Below are 13,995 nucleotides of genomic sequence, written 5' to 3' on the forward strand. Positions count from 1 at the left end.
AGCGCCCCGAACGCCACGTGAAGCTCCTCCTCCACCCCTGAGCCGACCGTCAGGCACGGCGCGAAAGGGGGTTTTCCTTCGGCGGGTGGGTGTCGGTGTCGGCGCCGTGGGCGGGGAACCACAGCACGAACGTGCTTCCCGCGCCCAGCCCGGAGAACACGGCGACCCGGCCGCCCTGCGACTCCACGATCTGGCGCACGATCGCCAGCCCCAGCCCGGTATGCCGGTCACGCCCACGGGGCCGCTCCGGCTCACCGCGCCAGAACCGGTCGAACACGCGTGCCTGGTCACCGCTCGCGATGCCGGGGCCGTGGTCGGCGACCGCGAGCCACAGCCACGCGCCCTCCCGGCCGCAGCCGATGGTGATCTCGCCGTCGGCGGGGGAGAGGCGCACCGCGTTGGACAGCAGGTTGCCCGCCGCCCTGCGCAGCGCGTCGTGGTCGCCGATCACGGTGAGTCCGTCGCGCAGCACGTAGGACAGGCGCAGGCCGCGCTCGCTCGCGAGCACGGCGAAGTCCTCACCCGCCTCGCGGGCGACGGCCGCCAGGTCCACGTCGGTGTCGGCGAGCGTGTCGGTGTCCCGCCGCGCGGTCGCGAGCAGGTCCTCCACGAGCCGCGACATGCGCTCGGCGGCCCGGTCGATCGCCTGCACCGCCCGGGCGCGTTCCTCCTCGGTCGACTCCGGCGACTTCAGCGACGCGTCCAGGTGCGCGCGCATGATCGCCAGCGGGCTGCGCAGCTCGTGCGAGGCGTCGTCGATCAGCTGACGCTGCGCGGAGAACGCCGCGTCGAGCCGGTCGAGCATCGAGTCGATCGTGTCGGACAGCTCCCGCAGCTCGTCGCGCGGGCCGTCGAGGCGGATCCGCCGCGACAGGTCGCTGGCCTGGATCTCCTGCGCGGTGTGGGCGATCGAGCGCGCGGGCCGCAGCGCGCGGCCGGAGAGCACCCAGCCGATGCCGAGGCTCAGCACGAACAGCCCGCCGACCGCGGCCGCCGAGTAGTTCCGCATCGCCTGCAACGTCCGCAGGTTCACCTCCGACTCGATCTCCTCGACGGCGGCGACCTCCATCGTGCCCACCTGCACCTCGCTGCCGTCGGCCTTACGCTTGACCAGCTCGGCCTCGTAGCGCTCGGTGATCGGCTTGGGGTCGGTGCTGCGCTCCACGGCGACGTAGATCGCCAGCAGCCCCGCGCCCGCGAGCACGAAGAGCAGGGTCGAGTACAGCACCGTCAACCGGAACCGGATCGAGCGGAGGAACGCGGGCATCAGGACTCCCTCAGGCGGTACCCCCGGCCCACGATCGTCTCGATGATCGAGTGCTGGTCACCGTTGCCGATCTTGCGGCGCAGCGTGCCGACGGTGACGCGCACGGTGTGGGTGAAGGGGTCGATGTTCTCGTCCCACACGTGTTCGAGCAGTTCCTCTGTGGACACCACATGGCCCGGCCGGGTCATGAGGTACTCGAGCACCGCGAACTCCTTGGGGGACAGGGACAGGGTGCGCTCGCCGCGCCACGCCCGGTGCCGCGCCGTGTCGATGCGCAGCTCGCCGACGCTGAGCACGGCGGTGACCCCGCGCGTCTCCCTGCGCAGCAGCGCCCGCACCCTGGCGAGCAGCTCGTCGAGCGCGAACGGTTTCACCACGTAGTCGTCGGCGCCGTCGTCGAGGCCGCGCACGCGGTCGGGGAGCGCACCGCGCGCGGTGAGCATCAGCACGCGCAGGTCGCTGCCGCCGACCACGGGCAGTGCGCCGTCCCGGATCGCCCGGCACAGCGAGAAGCCGTCGCCGTCGGGCAGCGCCAGGTCGAGCAGCAGCAGGTCGTAGGCGTTGACCGTGAGCCGTTCGGTGGCCTGCGCGACGGTCGCCGCGTGGTCCACCGCGTACCCGGCGCGCTGCAGCCCCAGCACCACGGCCTCGGCCAGGTCCTCCTCGTCCTCCACGAGCAGGAGCCGCATCGCCGCTCACCCGCCCGCGATCAGGCGCTCGGCGACGTCGGCGGCCCGGTCGACGGGGATGGCGAAGCCGATGCCGATGCTGCCGCCGCCGTCGTCGGTCGCGATCGCCGTGTTCACGCCGATCACCTCGCCGCGCGCGTTGACGAGCGGGCCGCCGGAGTTACCGGGGTTGATCGAGGCGTCGGTCTGCACGGCGGTCTGCGACGTGCCACCGAGGCGGACCTCCCGCTCGACGGCGCTGACGATGCCGGAGGTGACCGTGCCGGACAGGCCGAGCGGGGAGCCGACGGCGAGCACCCGCTCGCCCACCTGGACGTCGGCGGAGCGGCCGAGCGGCAGCGCCCGCAGCGCCGCGCTGGGCTCGATGCGCAGCACGGCGATGTCGTTGCGCGGGTCGCGGCCCACCACGTCGGCGCGCACCCGCCTGCCGTCGGAGCCGGTGACGCTCACCGAGCTCGCACCCGACACGATGTGGTCGTTGGTGAGCACGTGGGCGCGGTCGTCGAGCACGAACCCCGAGCCGCCCGCAACCCCGCCCCCGGTGGGCGCCGAGATCGAGACGACCCCGGCGCGCACGCGCTCGGCGACGCCGACGAGCCCGGCGGTGGAGTCGGGGGCCGGTTCGGCGCGCGGGAACGTCACCGCGCCGTCGTCCGGTGCCGCCGCGCGCCCGGCGAGCGCGCCCGTGCCCGCCGACAGCGCGGCCACGAGCAGCCCCGCGCCGAGCAGCCGCGGCCACCGGCGGTGCGTTCCCCCGGGTGGAGCGGGTGGCGGGGCGAACGGCTGCCACGGCTCGGCCGGCGGCGGTGGTTGTTCCGGTGGGGGCAGAAACCGCGGGCCGCGCGGTTCGCCGAGTCCGATCGGTCGCAGGGTCACTGTGTGCTCCTCACGGGATCCGGGAGAACCAGAGCATCGACGTGCCCGCCGTGGCGAGAGCGGCGAGCAGGCCGAAGCCGATGAACCGGCTGGAGGCGTCGCGTTCCTCGGTGCGGTAGCCCACCGACGAGCCGATGTCGCCGTAGACGTCGCGCAGCTCGGTGGACGTGGCGGCCTCGTGGTAGGTGCCGCCGGTCTGCTCGGCGACCATGCGCAGCGTCTCGCCGTCCACCGGGACGCCTTGCCACTGCCCGCCGATCTCCACCTCGCCGTCCTCGGTGCCCACCGAGATCGTGTCGACGGGGATCTCGGCGGCGCCCGCCTCGGCGGCCATGTCCCCGGGCGAGCGGCCCGCCGTGTTGGCGCCGTCGGAGAGCAGCACGATCCTGGCGGGCGGTGGTTCCGTCACGGCCTGCGCGTCGAGGCCGCGCACGGCGTCGAGTGACGCCGCGATGGCCTCGCCGATGGCCGTGCCCGCCGTGCCGGTGGCGCCGACGTCGAGCCGGTCGAGCCCGGCGTGGAGCGCGGCGCGGTCGGTGACGGGTGGCACCACGACCGTGGCGTTGCCCGCGAAGGCGACGAGCCCGACGTTGAACTCCTCGGGCAGCCCGTTCACGAACTCCGCCGCCGCGTCGCGGGCCGCGGCGAGCCGATCGGGCGGGACGTCGGCGGCCCGCATGGACAGCGACACGTCCACCGCCACGAGCACCGTCGCCCGCTCCCTCGGCACGCGCACCTCCTCCACGGGCTGGGCGAAACCGACCACGAGCAGCCCCAGCATCGCCAGGAACAACCCGGCGGGGACGTGGCGGCGCCAGCCGGGGCGCGCGGGCGCGACCTTCTCGAGCAGCGGCAGGTTCGTGAACCGCAGCGCGTAGCGGCTGCGGCGGCGTTGCAGCAGCACGTAGGCCACGAGCAGGGCCGCCACGCCGAGCAGCAGCCAGAGCCGTTCCGGGGACAGGAAGCTCATGGCGTCCCCACCCTGCCCCTGGCGGCGAGCGCGAGCCGCCGCTGCGCGAGCACGTGCCTGCCCAGGTCGGCCACCCAGTCGCGGTCGGTGCGCAGCGCCACGTGTGCCACCCCCGCGCGGCGCAGCGTGTCCCGCACCCGGTGGCGTTGCGCGGCCGCGGCCTCGGCGAAGCGCTCCCGCAGCCGCCTGCTGCCGGTGGGGATCTCCGCGCGGCGGCCCGTCTCCGGGTTGACCACCGTGAGCAGGCCGACGTCGGGCAGCTCCAGCTCGCGCGGATCGGTGACCTCGACGGCGAGCACCTGGTGCCGCTGCCCGAGCCTGCGCAGCGGGGTGCCCCAGTCGCCGTCGTCCAGGAAGTCCGACACCACCACGACGAGCCCGCGCCTGCGCAGGGACCGGCCGAGCCCCTGCAACGCGCCCGCCAGCGCGACCGTGCCCTCGGTGGCCCGTGGCGCGGTGAGCATCGCGGTCAGCACGCCGAGCAGGTGGGACCGGCCCGCACGGGGCGGGAACCGCCGCACCCCGTGCGGGCCGAGCAGGTCGGCACCGAGCCGGTTGCCCGCACCGGCGGTGAGGAAGCCGACCGCGCCGACGGCGGCGACGGCCAGCTCGCGTTTCTCCAGTTCGACGGTGCCGAAGTCCATGCTCGCGGTGGCGTCGGCGAGTACGTGCACCGACAGCTCGCGCTCGGCGACGGTGTCGCGCACGTGCGGGGTGCCCGTGCGCGCCGTCACCGCCCAGTCGATGCGGCGCACCTCGTCCTCACCGGGCCGGTACTCCCTGCTGCCCGCGGGCTCGGTGCCCGCGCCGGGCAGGAGTCCGGCGTGCTGCCCGCGCAGCAGCCCGTCGAGGCGCCGCGTGACGGTGAGCTCCAGCCGCCGCAGGCGGTGGTGCGGGACGAGTCCGCCGAGTGTGCCGTTCATGCGACCTCCGCCTGCGCCGGTGCCACCTGCGGCACGGGAAGGGTGGTGACGATGCGCCGCACCACGTCCTCGGCGGCGACGCCGTCGGCGAGCGCGTCGAACGACAGCACCAGCCGGTGGGCGAGCACGTCCACGGCGAGCTCCTGGATGTCGCCGGGCAGCACGTAGTCACGGCCGCGCAGCAGGGCGAGGGCCCTCGCCGCGGCGACCAGCCCGAGCGTGGCGCGCGGGCTGGCCCCGAAGGCCAGCACGGGGGCCAGCTCCGGCAGCCCGGCCCGCTCGGGCTTGCGGGTGGCCAGCACCAGCCGCACCACGTACTCGGCGAGCGCGTGGTGCACGTAGACCTCCCGTGCCTGTTCCTGCAGCCGCAGCACGGTCTCCGGGTCGAGCACGCGCCTCGCCACCGGCCTGCGGGTGCCCATCCGGTAGAGGATCCCGAGCTCGTCGAGCTCATTCGGGTAGTCGACGAACACCTTCATCAGGAACCGGTCGCGCTGCGCCTCCGGCAGCGCGTAGACGCCCTCGGACTCCACCGGGTTCTGCGTGGCGAGCACGAGGAACGGCTCGGGAACGGGATAGCTGGCGTCGCCGATGGACACCTGCCGGTCGGCCATCGACTCCAGCAGCGCCGACTGCACCCGCGCCGGTGCCCGGTTGATCTCGTCGGCCACCACGATGTTGGCCATGACCGGCCCCAGCTCGACGTCGAAACTCTCCCGCGAGGAGCGGTAGATCCGCGTGCCCACGATGTCCGAGGGCACCAGGTCGGGCGTGAACTGGATGCGGGAGAACGTGCCGCCCGCGGCCTTCGCGAGCGTTTGCGCGGCGAGGGTCTTCGCCACGCCGGGCATGCCCTCCAGCAGGCAGTGACCGTCGGCGAGCAGCGCGATCACGAGCCGCTCGACCAGGCGGTCCTGCCCGACGATCACCCTTTTGACCTCGAACAGCGTCTGTTCGAGCCGGTCGGTCACAGTCCCTGCTCCGGCGAGGGCTGCCCGCTGCCGGACGGGCAGGCCTTCCCCTCACCCGGCTGCGACTCCTGCACGATCCGCACGGTCGGCTCCTCCTCGGAGCCGGGTGGGGCGGCCAGCGCGACCCCGCCCGCGATCGCCGCGGCCGAGGCGCCCGCGACCGCAAGGCCTGCGAGTGTCCTGATTCGCATGGTGATTCCCCTTTCGCGTTTCCTGCGCGAGGAGTCCATCCGAACAGAACGGGGCGAAAGGCACGGTAAGCAAAGAAAGTGTGAAATCGCCCGGGAATCAGTAGCGCGTGCCCTCCGGGGCCGGAAGCGCGTCCAGTTCCGCGAGGTCGGTGTCCGTCAGCGTCAGTGCCGCCGCGGCGGCGTTCTCCTCGAGCCGGGAACGCCTGCGGGTGCCCGGAATCGGCACCACGTGCTCGCCCTGCGCGAGCGTCCAGGCCAGTGCCACCTGGGCCGCCGTGGCGTCGTGCCGGGCGGCCACGGCCTCGACCCGGTCCACGATGGCGAGGTTGGCGCGCAGGTTCTCCTCCTGGAACCGCGGCATCCGCGCGCGGAAATCGTCGCGTGCGAACGCGGCCTCGCGGAACCGCCCCGTCAGGAATCCGCGGCCCAGCGGGGAGAACGGCACGAACGCGGCGTCGTTGCGCACGCACCACGGCAGCGTGGTGGCGAGGTGCTCGCGGGTCCACAGCGACAGTTCCGACTGCACGGCCTTGATCGGGTGCACGGCCTGCGCCCGGTCGAGCTGCTCGACGGTGAACTCCGAGACGCCGAGCGCGAGGACCTTGCCCTGGGCGACCATCTCCGACATGGCGCCGATGCTGTCCTCCACCGGCACCTTCGGGTCGGGGCGGTGCAGGTAGTACAGGTCGACGTGGTCGACCCCGAGCCGTCGCAGCGAGCCGTCGATGGCCTCGCGCAGGTGCTCGGGCCGCCCGTCCTGCGCCGGCATCGCGGGCGCCCCGTCGTCGGTGAGCCGGACGACGTTGCCGCCCTTGGTGGCGAGGACGACCTCCTCACGCCTGCCCTTGAGCGCGGCGCCGACCACCTCCTCGTTGGTGAACGGCCCGTACATGTCGGCCGTGTCGACGAAGTTCACGCCCAGCTCCAACGCCCTGCCGATCACCTCGTCCGGGCCGTCGGCGTCGGCCGTGCTCCCGTACGCCCACGTCATGCCCATGCAGCCGAGGCCGATCGCCCCGACCTCGGGTCCGTCCTGCCACAACCGTCGCGTCTGTTCGACCATGCCGGCGACGCTACGACCTGGAGCGCGCTCCAGCGCAAGCTCCGTCAGCCACAGTGGACATTTGCGTATAACGACCTATACGGCTCGGCTCTAGTGCGCCGGCGGTGGTCCGTGCCGTTCCGCGGGGCTCCACGCACCGGGAGGAGGCTGGGACGGCGGGGGTGGCCCCACCGGTGCGGGGAAGCCGTAGCGCGGGGTCACCGCCTCGCTGCGAGCCTTCGGTGTGCGCAGGGCGACGACGGTTCCCGCGAGGGCGAGCACGAGGGCGCCGCCCAGCAGCCAGGTACCGAGTCCGATGCTCGTGCTGGTGTCGATCCGGAAGGCGCCTCCGCCGTTCTCGCTGGAGCGGAACGTGTCGATCCAGCTGAGCACCTGCATGAACACGACCCAGCCCGCTCCGGCGAGGAACGCGGTGCCGATGGCCGCGAACAGCCCGGCCGCCCGCCGCGACACCGCCAGCAGAGTGAGGACGGCGGCCCCGGCGAGCAGCCCGGCCGCCACGGAGAGCGGCAGGCCGTTGGTCGGCACCCCGCCCTCCTGCTGTGGGGCGTCGGTGTTCACGCCCCACGCCGTGATGGACAGCTCGAAACCGGGCTGGCCCGGCGTCGAGATCCGGCCGGTGAACAACGGCTGGAAGGAGGCGAACGCCGTGAGCCCCGCGGCGAGCAGGAGCAGCAGCGCGGCGACGAGACCGAGTGAACCACGCCGCCGCCCGCCCGTGTCCGGCCTGGCTCCCGTCGGGTCGGGTGCGGGCGGTCGCGGGCTGGCCATCGGTCCATGCTCCCACCGCGAGCGCCCCGGCAATACCCCCGAACGGCCAGGACAACGGCTGCCGAACCCCCGGCTCAGGCGGTCAGACGCTGACCCGTCTCCGGGTTGAACGTGTGCGCGGCGTCCGGGTCGCGCAGGGTGACCCGGATGGTGTCGCCGAACGACGGCGTGTTCTGGGTCTCGGTGCGGACGATGAAGCGCTCGTGCCCGCCGCCGATGGCGACCTGGCCGTAGACGTAGGCGTCGGAGCCGAGCACCTCCACCAGCTCCACCTTGAGCTCCAGCGCGGGCTCGCCCGCGTCGGCGGGGCGCAGGCCCTCCGGCCGGATGCCGACGGTCACCTCGCTCAGCTCGCTCGCCTCCCGGCCGCTCAGCAGCTCGCGCGCGATCGGCACGGTCAGGCCGTCGAGCTTCGCGCCCTCCGCGGTGAGCGGCACGGTGGTCAGGTTCATCGCGGGAGAGCCGATGAACCCGGCGACGAACACGTTGCCGGGCCGGTCGTACAGCGCGCGCGGCGTGTCGCACTGCTGCAGCACACCGTTCTTCAGCACCGCGACCCGGTGGCCCATCGTCATGGCCTCGATCTGGTCGTGGGTCACGTACACCGTGGTGGTGCCCAGCCTGCTCTGCAGCGCGGTGATGTTGGCACGCGTCTCCACGCGCAGTTTCGCGTCCAGGTTGGACAGTGGCTCGTCCATCAGGAACACCGCGGGCTCGCGCACGATCGCGCGGCCCATCGCCACACGCTGGCGCTGGCCGCCGGAGAGGGCCTTCGGCTTGCGGTCGAGGTAGTCGGTGAGGTCGAGCAGGCGCGCCGCCTCCTTGACGCGCTCGGCGATCTCGGCCTTGCTGATGCGCTTGATCTTCAGCGCGAAGCCCATGTTCTCGGCGACCGTCATGTGCGGGTACAGCGCGTAGGACTGGAACACCATCGCGATGTCGCGGTTCTTCGGCGACACCTCGGTGACGTCGCGGCCGCCGATGGTGATGGCGCCCTCGTCGACGTCCTCCAGTCCGGCGAGCATGCGCAGCGCGGTGGACTTGCCCGAGCCCGACGGGCCGACGAGCACGAGGAACTCGCCGTCGGCGATGTCGAGTGACAGCCTGTCGACCGCCCGGACCGGGGGGTTGCCGGAGAAGATGCGGGACGCTTCGCGGAAGGACACATCAGCCATGCGCAACTGTCTAGCCGATCACGGTTCGCGACCGCTAGAGTTCGATAGTCCAGTAGACGAACTAATTATCGAGGAGCCGTGGTGGAGCGCGACGCGCCGGTACGCCCAGTCCAGCAGCACCGGCACAACCTCGCGCTGGTCACGCGGCTCGCGGCCCGCCTCGGCCCAGTGTCGAGGGCGCGGCTGGCGCAGGAGAGCGGGCTGACCAAGTCCACGGTCACGCAGCTGACCGGCGAGCTGCTCGACGGCGGGCTGCTGCGCGAGATCGGCACGGGCCGCTCCGGCGGCCCCGGCCGCCCCGCCAACCTGCTCGTGCTGAACTCACTGGGGCCTGCCGGGATCGGCCTGCAGATCGAGGCCGACCACGTCGCGGGCTGCCTGCTCGACCTCACCGGCCGCGTCCGCGACCGCGCGCTGCGCCGCGCCGACGACCTGCGCGGCGACCCGCTGCGCGCGGTCAAGGCGGCCGAGCCCGTGCTGCGCCGGCTGCTGAACACCGCCAACAGCACCGACAACGTCGTCGCCGGGGTCGCGGTGGGCCTTCCGGGGCGGATCCGGGACGCGACGGTGGTCCGCGCCGACGGCCTCGGCTGGACGGAGACGAACCTGCCGTGGCTCCTCGGCGACCGGCTCACGGCCCTGGGCGCGGGCGGTATCCCGGTGACGGTCGCGGGCAGCCATCCGCTCGCGGCCCGTGCCGAGCGCTGGTTCGACGGCGAGGACGCCGACGTGCTCGTCTACGTGGGCGGGGAGGACGGACTCGGCGCGGGCGTCCTCGTCGGCGGCGAGGTGCACGCGGGGGCCCGCGGCGCGGCGGGGGAACTGGGCCACGTGCGTGTCGCCGGGGCGGAGGAGCCGTGCGTGTGCGGTGGGCGCGGCTGTCTCGACGCGGTGGCGGGGCAGAGCGCGCTGCTGCGGGCCGCCGGGCTGGACGGCCCGGCGAGATCGCGGCTCGCTGGCGGGGAGAGCGGGCTCGCGGGCCTCGTCCGTTCCGGCGAGCCGGGGGCACTGTCGGCCGCCCGCAGAGCGGCGGCCGCGCTCGGCGAGGTCCTCGGCGGGCTGGTGCCGGCGCTCGACCCGGAGGTCGTGGTGCTGGGCGGGCACTTCCCCGCGCTGGGTGAGGACTTCGTGGGCGCGGTGGAGGCGGCGCTGCGGGCCCGCTGCCCCGGCAGCGAGACCCGCGTGCGTGCCTCCCGCCTGCCCCCGGACGTGGTGGCCAGGGCCGCCGCCACCACGGTCACCGATGCCCTGATCGAGAACCCCGCCGCCTGGTTCGCCGAGTAGCCCACCCCAACTGCAGTGAAGGCCACCTTCACTGCGTTCAACGCAGGCAAGGTGGCCTTCACTGCGGCGGGCGGGCTGCCAGGATGGGGGGGAGTGACGTCGGCTTTCCTCGCTGGACTCGGCTGAAAGGAGCGGCATGGACACCGCGCCCGCGACCATCTACACCGCACGGACCGTGCACGCGCAGGCCGCCGTCCCGGTCGGGGCCTTCCTGGTGACCGGCGAGCGCGTCACGGCCGTGGGCTCCCCCTCGGAGCTGCGCGAGGCGTTCCCCTTCGCGCGGGTGCGGGACTTCGGTGACGGCACGATCGTCCCGGGGTTCAACGACGCCCACATCCACCTCGGACTCACCGCCGAGGACCTGCTGCACCTCGACCTCTCGCACGCCGCTGTGTCCAGTGTGGACGGTCTGCTGAGGACGGTCCGGGACGCGGCGGGCTCGGCCGGGCCGGGTGAGTGGGTCCGCGGCGCGCGGTACGACGACGTGAAGACCGGCGTCGTCGGCAGGTGGGAGCTGGACGCCGCCGCCGGCGACGTGCCCGTGATCATCACGCACATCGCCGCGCACTGGGGCGTCGCCAACAGCGCCGCGCTCGCGGCGCTCGGCTACCATGACGACAGCACACCTCCGCCGGGCGGCGACCTCGGCCGCTACGCCGACGGGCGGCTCGACGGCAGGCTCGTCGAGCGCGCGCTGCTCGACGTGCTGTACCCGGCCACGGGCAAGGGCGAGTCGCCGATCCGGCCGAGCACGCAGGACGAGCGCCTCGTCGGTGTGCGCAGGGCTGTCGAGCGCTGGCACGCCGCCGGGCTCACGTCCATCTGCGACGCGCTCGCCTCGCCCGCCGACATCGCGCTCCTGCGCCGCGCCCGCGACGAGGGGGAGCTGACGCTGCGCACGGGGTTCCTCCTCGCGGTCGACCACTACGCGAAGGCCGCCGAGCTGGGTGTCGGCAGCGGTTTCGGCGACGACCACCTGCGCATGGTGGGCGTCAAGGGGTTCGTCGACGGCGCGATCGGCGGCCGTACGTGCCTCCTTTCCGAGCCGTTCTCCGGCACCGCCGACCACGGCCTGCAGATCACCGGCACCGCCGAGCTGCGCGAGCAGATCGCGCGGGTGCACGCCGACGGCAACCGGATGGGTGTGCACGCCAACGGCGACGCGGCGATCCGCCTGCTGCTCGACGTCTACGAGGAGCTCGCGGCGACGCTGCCGAGGCCCGGGCTGCGGCACCGGATCGAGCACTGCTCGCTCGTCGACGACGACATCCTGCGCCGGATGAGCGCGCTCGGCGCGATCGCCGTGCCGTTCGCGGGCTACGCCGCCTACCACGGCGGTGCGCTGGAATCGTGGTACGGAGCGGAAAGAACGGACCGGATGTTCGCACACCGGTCCTTTCTGGACGCGGGGATCACCGTGGCCGGGTCGTCGGACTACCCGTGCGGGCCGTACCAGCCGTTGCTCGGTCTGCAGAGCATGGTGACCCGCCGCGGCGTCGACGACGGTGCGCTCGTCGGCGGCGGGCAGTGCGTCAGCGCCGCCGAGGCGCTCGCGGTCTACACCGTCGGCTCGGCCGCGGCGTGCGGCGACGAGGGGCGGAAGGGACGGCTGGCGCCGGGTTTCCTCGCCGACTTCGTAGTGCTGGACCGCGATCCGCTCACGGCCGAACCGGACACGATCGCGGAGATCGGCGTGCAGCACACCTACGTCGGCGGACGTCGCGTGTGGACCCGCGCCGAGTAACGTCCTAAGTGGTCAGGTCGGGCGCGAACTGTGCGAGCGCGACCTTCCTGGCCTGGTCGACCTCGTCCGTGGTCGCGGTGCCGGAGGCCTCGGCCGCGCTCGCCCACGCACTCACCGAGTGCTGCGAGAACCGTTGCACGTCCGCGGAGTTCTCCCACTCCGCCGGGTCGCCCTCGGCCTCGCCGCGCACGTAGCGGTCCAGGCCGAGCAGGCTGACGTCCCAGCCGGGGCCGACGTAGAGGGCGCCGGCGCCGCTGCCGGCGATCTCGATGGGCACCGTGTGCTCCAGCTCGATCACCGTGTCGTCGTTCTCGTCGGAGGCGAGCCGCAGCTCGACGGTGCTGTTCTCGGCGCCCCAGGTCACCTGCAGCAGCTGAGGGGGCTCGCAGCGCAGGATCTCACCGTCGGCGTTGCCCTCGACCTGGAACTTGCCCCCGGAGTGCAGGTCGCCGCTGACGGGGGAGAACCACCGCGCGAGGCGCTCCGGTTCGGTCACCGCGTCCCAGACGTCGTCGATCGTGGCGGTGTAGCGGCGGCGCAGCAGGATGCTCACCGTCTCGCCCGATTCACCGCCCGCTCCCTGTCTCTTCCTGACCTCGCGGTAGACGGTCTTGAGCTGAGTGGCTATGTCGATCATGGCTGTTCCGTGCCCTTCTTCCGGCGGTCCCGTTTGCCTCGTGCGAGTTCGGTGGCCAGCGCGTCGAGATGCTGGTTCCAGAAGCCGCGGAAACGCTCCAGCCACGCGTCGACCTCTTTCAGCCCGGCGGCGTCGACGGCGTAGAGCCGGCGGGCGCCCTGAGCCCGGACGGTGGCGAACCCGTTGTCGCGCAGTACCCGCAGGTGCTGGGAGACCGCGGGCTGGGAGATCCCGAACTCGTCCTGGATGATGGCCGTGACGGCGCCCGACGTCTGCTCACCGTCGGCGAGCAGCTCCAGGATCCGGCGGCGGACCGGATCGCCCAGTACGTCGAACGCGTGCACGGGACAAATCCTTGCAACGGCCGCTTATATAAGTCAAGACTGAAATATTCAGCCCGGTGGCCAGGTCATGCCCCGCCCTCCGAGGACGTGGCAGTGCGCGTGGAAGACGGTCTGCTGGCCGTCCGCACCGGTGTTGAAGACGAGCCGGTAGCCGGACGCGTCCACCGCGTCGAGTTTGGCGACCTCGCCCGCGACGGCCAGTACCTCGCCCGCCAGTGCCGGGTCCGCGCTCGCCAGCGCGGCGGCGTCGGCGTGGTGCTCCTTGGGGATCACCAGCACGTGGGTGGGGGCTTTGGGGTCGATGTCCCGGAAGGCGAGAACGGTCTCGGTCTCGTGCACCACGGTCGCGGGCAGCGTCCCCTCCACGATGCGGCAGAACAGGCACTCGGTGCTCATTGTGCTCACTGTATGCCAATCGTCCGGGTGGCGCGGGGAAATCGGCGGCAGATCGCAACTTGCGGTTGTCGTGTTTCGCCATCACGGACCGTGACCGGCGCTCACCGCAACGGCGACGTTGATTTTCGTCCCGGCCGGTTTTCACCGGTGCCGCCGCCGTTTCGCCGGCCGGACGTCATTCGTCGCGGTAATGCCCCGGATATGCGACAGGACGCCGGTTGCCCGCGACGTCCTGCCATTACCTGAAACGACGGTTTCAGTTGCGCCGGTGATAGGCCTCGGTGACCTCGGACGGAATGCGCCCACGCTCGGAAATGTCGAAACCGTTCTTGCGGGCCCAGGCTCGAATCGCCTGATTCTGCTCACGGTCGGCCGACGACGAGCGGCCCGGCGCCTGTCCGTTCGCCCGCCTGCCCTGCGTACGCTTGCGGCCCCCCGCGCGGCGCGCGTGCTCGATGTACTGCGCCAGCGTGTCGCGAAGCTCCTCGGCATTCTCCGAGGAGAGGTCGATCTCGTAGTTGACGCCGTCCAGACCGAACTCGATGGTCTCGTCGGCCTCGGAACCGTCGAGATCGTCCACGAGGGAGACAAGAACCTGCTGAGCCACTGTTCCTCCTGCTTTGCCCGGACAATGCAAATGTGAATTGCCTTACCAGCCGGAAGTGTACCGGATACCGCCGGCCCGGGAACACGT

At 72.8% G+C, this 13,995-nt stretch carries 16 protein-coding genes; 2 read left to right on the top strand and 14 right to left on the bottom strand.

Annotated elements, in window-relative coordinates:
- Positions 1 to 49 precede the first annotated feature (49 nt).
- From BA062_RS21670 to BA062_RS21715, 10 genes are all read right to left on the bottom strand, one after another.
- Positions 50 to 1,267 (bottom strand): sensor histidine kinase, encoded by a 1,218-nt coding sequence (locus BA062_RS21670; protein WP_110339531.1) that lies wholly within the window; start codon positions 1,265 to 1,267, stop codon positions 50 to 52.
- Complete coding sequence (locus BA062_RS21675; RefSeq protein WP_110339533.1) at positions 1,267 to 1,956, bottom strand: response regulator transcription factor; 690 nt, start codon at positions 1,954 to 1,956, stop codon at positions 1,267 to 1,269. Before BA062_RS21675 ends, BA062_RS21670 begins: the two co-directional genes overlap by 1 nt.
- Positions 1,957 to 1,962: 6 nt before the next feature.
- Positions 1,963 to 2,832: a S1C family serine protease gene (locus tag BA062_RS21680; RefSeq protein WP_110339535.1), complete on the bottom strand. Its 870-nt coding sequence runs from the start codon at positions 2,830 to 2,832 to the stop codon at positions 1,963 to 1,965.
- 10 nt (positions 2,833 to 2,842) lie between these two features.
- On the bottom strand, positions 2,843 to 3,802 hold the full coding sequence (locus BA062_RS21685) for a VWA domain-containing protein (RefSeq protein ID WP_110339537.1): 960 nt from the start codon (positions 3,800 to 3,802) through the stop codon (positions 2,843 to 2,845).
- The gene (locus tag BA062_RS21690; RefSeq protein WP_110339539.1) at positions 3,799 to 4,725 is read right to left on the bottom strand and encodes a DUF58 domain-containing protein; all 927 of its coding nucleotides are present in this window, start codon (positions 4,723 to 4,725) and stop codon (positions 3,799 to 3,801) included. Before BA062_RS21690 ends, BA062_RS21685 begins: the two co-directional genes overlap by 4 nt.
- Positions 4,722 to 5,696: an AAA family ATPase gene (locus BA062_RS21695; protein WP_210406948.1), complete on the bottom strand. Its 975-nt coding sequence runs from the start codon at positions 5,694 to 5,696 to the stop codon at positions 4,722 to 4,724. Before BA062_RS21695 ends, BA062_RS21690 begins: the two co-directional genes overlap by 4 nt.
- Entirely contained in the window at positions 5,693 to 5,887 is a 195-nt protein-coding gene (locus tag BA062_RS21700; RefSeq protein ID WP_110339543.1) for a hypothetical protein, read from the bottom strand. Before BA062_RS21700 ends, BA062_RS21695 begins: the two co-directional genes overlap by 4 nt.
- A 97-nt stretch (positions 5,888 to 5,984) precedes the next feature.
- Positions 5,985 to 6,950 (bottom strand): aldo/keto reductase, encoded by a 966-nt coding sequence (locus BA062_RS21705; protein WP_110339545.1) that lies wholly within the window; start codon positions 6,948 to 6,950, stop codon positions 5,985 to 5,987.
- 90 nt (positions 6,951 to 7,040) lie between these two features.
- Positions 7,041 to 7,721: a hypothetical protein gene (locus BA062_RS21710; protein WP_110339547.1), complete on the bottom strand. Its 681-nt coding sequence runs from the start codon at positions 7,719 to 7,721 to the stop codon at positions 7,041 to 7,043.
- 74 nt (positions 7,722 to 7,795) lie between these two features.
- Positions 7,796 to 8,896 carry an ABC transporter ATP-binding protein gene (locus BA062_RS21715; RefSeq protein WP_110339549.1) on the bottom strand — a complete coding sequence of 367 codons (1,101 nt, stop codon included), beginning with the start codon at positions 8,894 to 8,896 and terminating at the stop codon, positions 7,796 to 7,798.
- Positions 8,897 to 8,977: 81 nt separating this feature from the next.
- Between BA062_RS21715 and BA062_RS21720 the strand changes: the two genes are divergently transcribed.
- Positions 8,978 to 10,180, top strand: coding sequence for an ROK family transcriptional regulator (locus BA062_RS21720; RefSeq protein WP_110339551.1), 1,203 nt, complete (start codon positions 8,978 to 8,980; stop codon positions 10,178 to 10,180).
- 136 nt (positions 10,181 to 10,316) lie between these two features.
- Positions 10,317 to 11,924, top strand: coding sequence for an amidohydrolase (locus BA062_RS21725; protein ID WP_110339553.1), 1,608 nt, complete (start codon positions 10,317 to 10,319; stop codon positions 11,922 to 11,924).
- Between the two features lie 4 nt (positions 11,925 to 11,928).
- On the opposite strand, the gene BA062_RS21730 is transcribed toward BA062_RS21725, so the two are convergent.
- The 4 genes from BA062_RS21730 to BA062_RS21745 all read right to left on the bottom strand — a co-directional run bounded on the left by BA062_RS21730 (position 11,929) and on the right by BA062_RS21745 (position 13,908).
- Complete coding sequence (locus BA062_RS21730; protein ID WP_110339555.1) at positions 11,929 to 12,561, bottom strand: SRPBCC family protein; 633 nt, start codon at positions 12,559 to 12,561, stop codon at positions 11,929 to 11,931.
- Positions 12,558 to 12,905 (bottom strand): ArsR/SmtB family transcription factor, encoded by a 348-nt coding sequence (locus tag BA062_RS21735; RefSeq protein WP_210406949.1) that lies wholly within the window; start codon positions 12,903 to 12,905, stop codon positions 12,558 to 12,560. Before BA062_RS21735 ends, BA062_RS21730 begins: the two co-directional genes overlap by 4 nt.
- A gap of 48 nt (positions 12,906 to 12,953) precedes the next feature.
- A complete protein-coding gene (locus BA062_RS21740) occupies positions 12,954 to 13,301 on the bottom strand; it encodes a histidine triad nucleotide-binding protein (protein WP_110339559.1) in 348 nt (115 codons plus the stop codon).
- Positions 13,302 to 13,557: 256 nt separating this feature from the next.
- Positions 13,558 to 13,908 carry a histone-like nucleoid-structuring protein Lsr2 gene (locus BA062_RS21745; RefSeq protein WP_110339561.1) on the bottom strand — a complete coding sequence of 117 codons (351 nt, stop codon included), beginning with the start codon at positions 13,906 to 13,908 and terminating at the stop codon, positions 13,558 to 13,560.
- Positions 13,909 to 13,995 lie beyond the last annotated feature (87 nt).

This window comes from Prauserella flavalba, from assembly GCF_003202235.1.
In the GTDB taxonomy this organism is placed as follows: domain Bacteria; phylum Actinomycetota; class Actinomycetes; order Mycobacteriales; family Pseudonocardiaceae; genus Prauserella_A; species Prauserella_A flavalba.

Coding starts and splice junctions, on each gene's coding strand:
- BA062_RS21705 (WP_110339545.1), bottom strand. CDS start 6,950: ATGGTCGAACAGACGCGACGGTTGTGGCAGGACGGACCCGAGGTCGGG.
- BA062_RS21725 (WP_110339553.1), top strand. CDS start 10,317: ATGGACACCGCGCCCGCGACCATCTACACCGCACGGACCGTGCACGCG.
- BA062_RS21690 (WP_110339539.1), bottom strand. CDS start 4,725: ATGAACGGCACACTCGGCGGACTCGTCCCGCACCACCGCCTGCGGCGG.
- BA062_RS21715 (WP_110339549.1), bottom strand. CDS start 8,896: ATGGCTGATGTGTCCTTCCGCGAAGCGTCCCGCATCTTCTCCGGCAAC.
- BA062_RS21730 (WP_110339555.1), bottom strand. CDS start 12,561: ATGATCGACATAGCCACTCAGCTCAAGACCGTCTACCGCGAGGTCAGG.
- BA062_RS21685 (WP_110339537.1), bottom strand. CDS start 3,802: ATGAGCTTCCTGTCCCCGGAACGGCTCTGGCTGCTGCTCGGCGTGGCG.
- BA062_RS21740 (WP_110339559.1), bottom strand. CDS start 13,301: ATGAGCACCGAGTGCCTGTTCTGCCGCATCGTGGAGGGGACGCTGCCC.
- BA062_RS21700 (WP_110339543.1), bottom strand. CDS start 5,887: ATGCGAATCAGGACACTCGCAGGCCTTGCGGTCGCGGGCGCCTCGGCC.
- BA062_RS21710 (WP_110339547.1), bottom strand. CDS start 7,721: ATGGCCAGCCCGCGACCGCCCGCACCCGACCCGACGGGAGCCAGGCCG.
- BA062_RS21675 (WP_110339533.1), bottom strand. CDS start 1,956: ATGCGGCTCCTGCTCGTGGAGGACGAGGAGGACCTGGCCGAGGCCGTG.
- BA062_RS21670 (WP_110339531.1), bottom strand. CDS start 1,267: ATGCCCGCGTTCCTCCGCTCGATCCGGTTCCGGTTGACGGTGCTGTAC.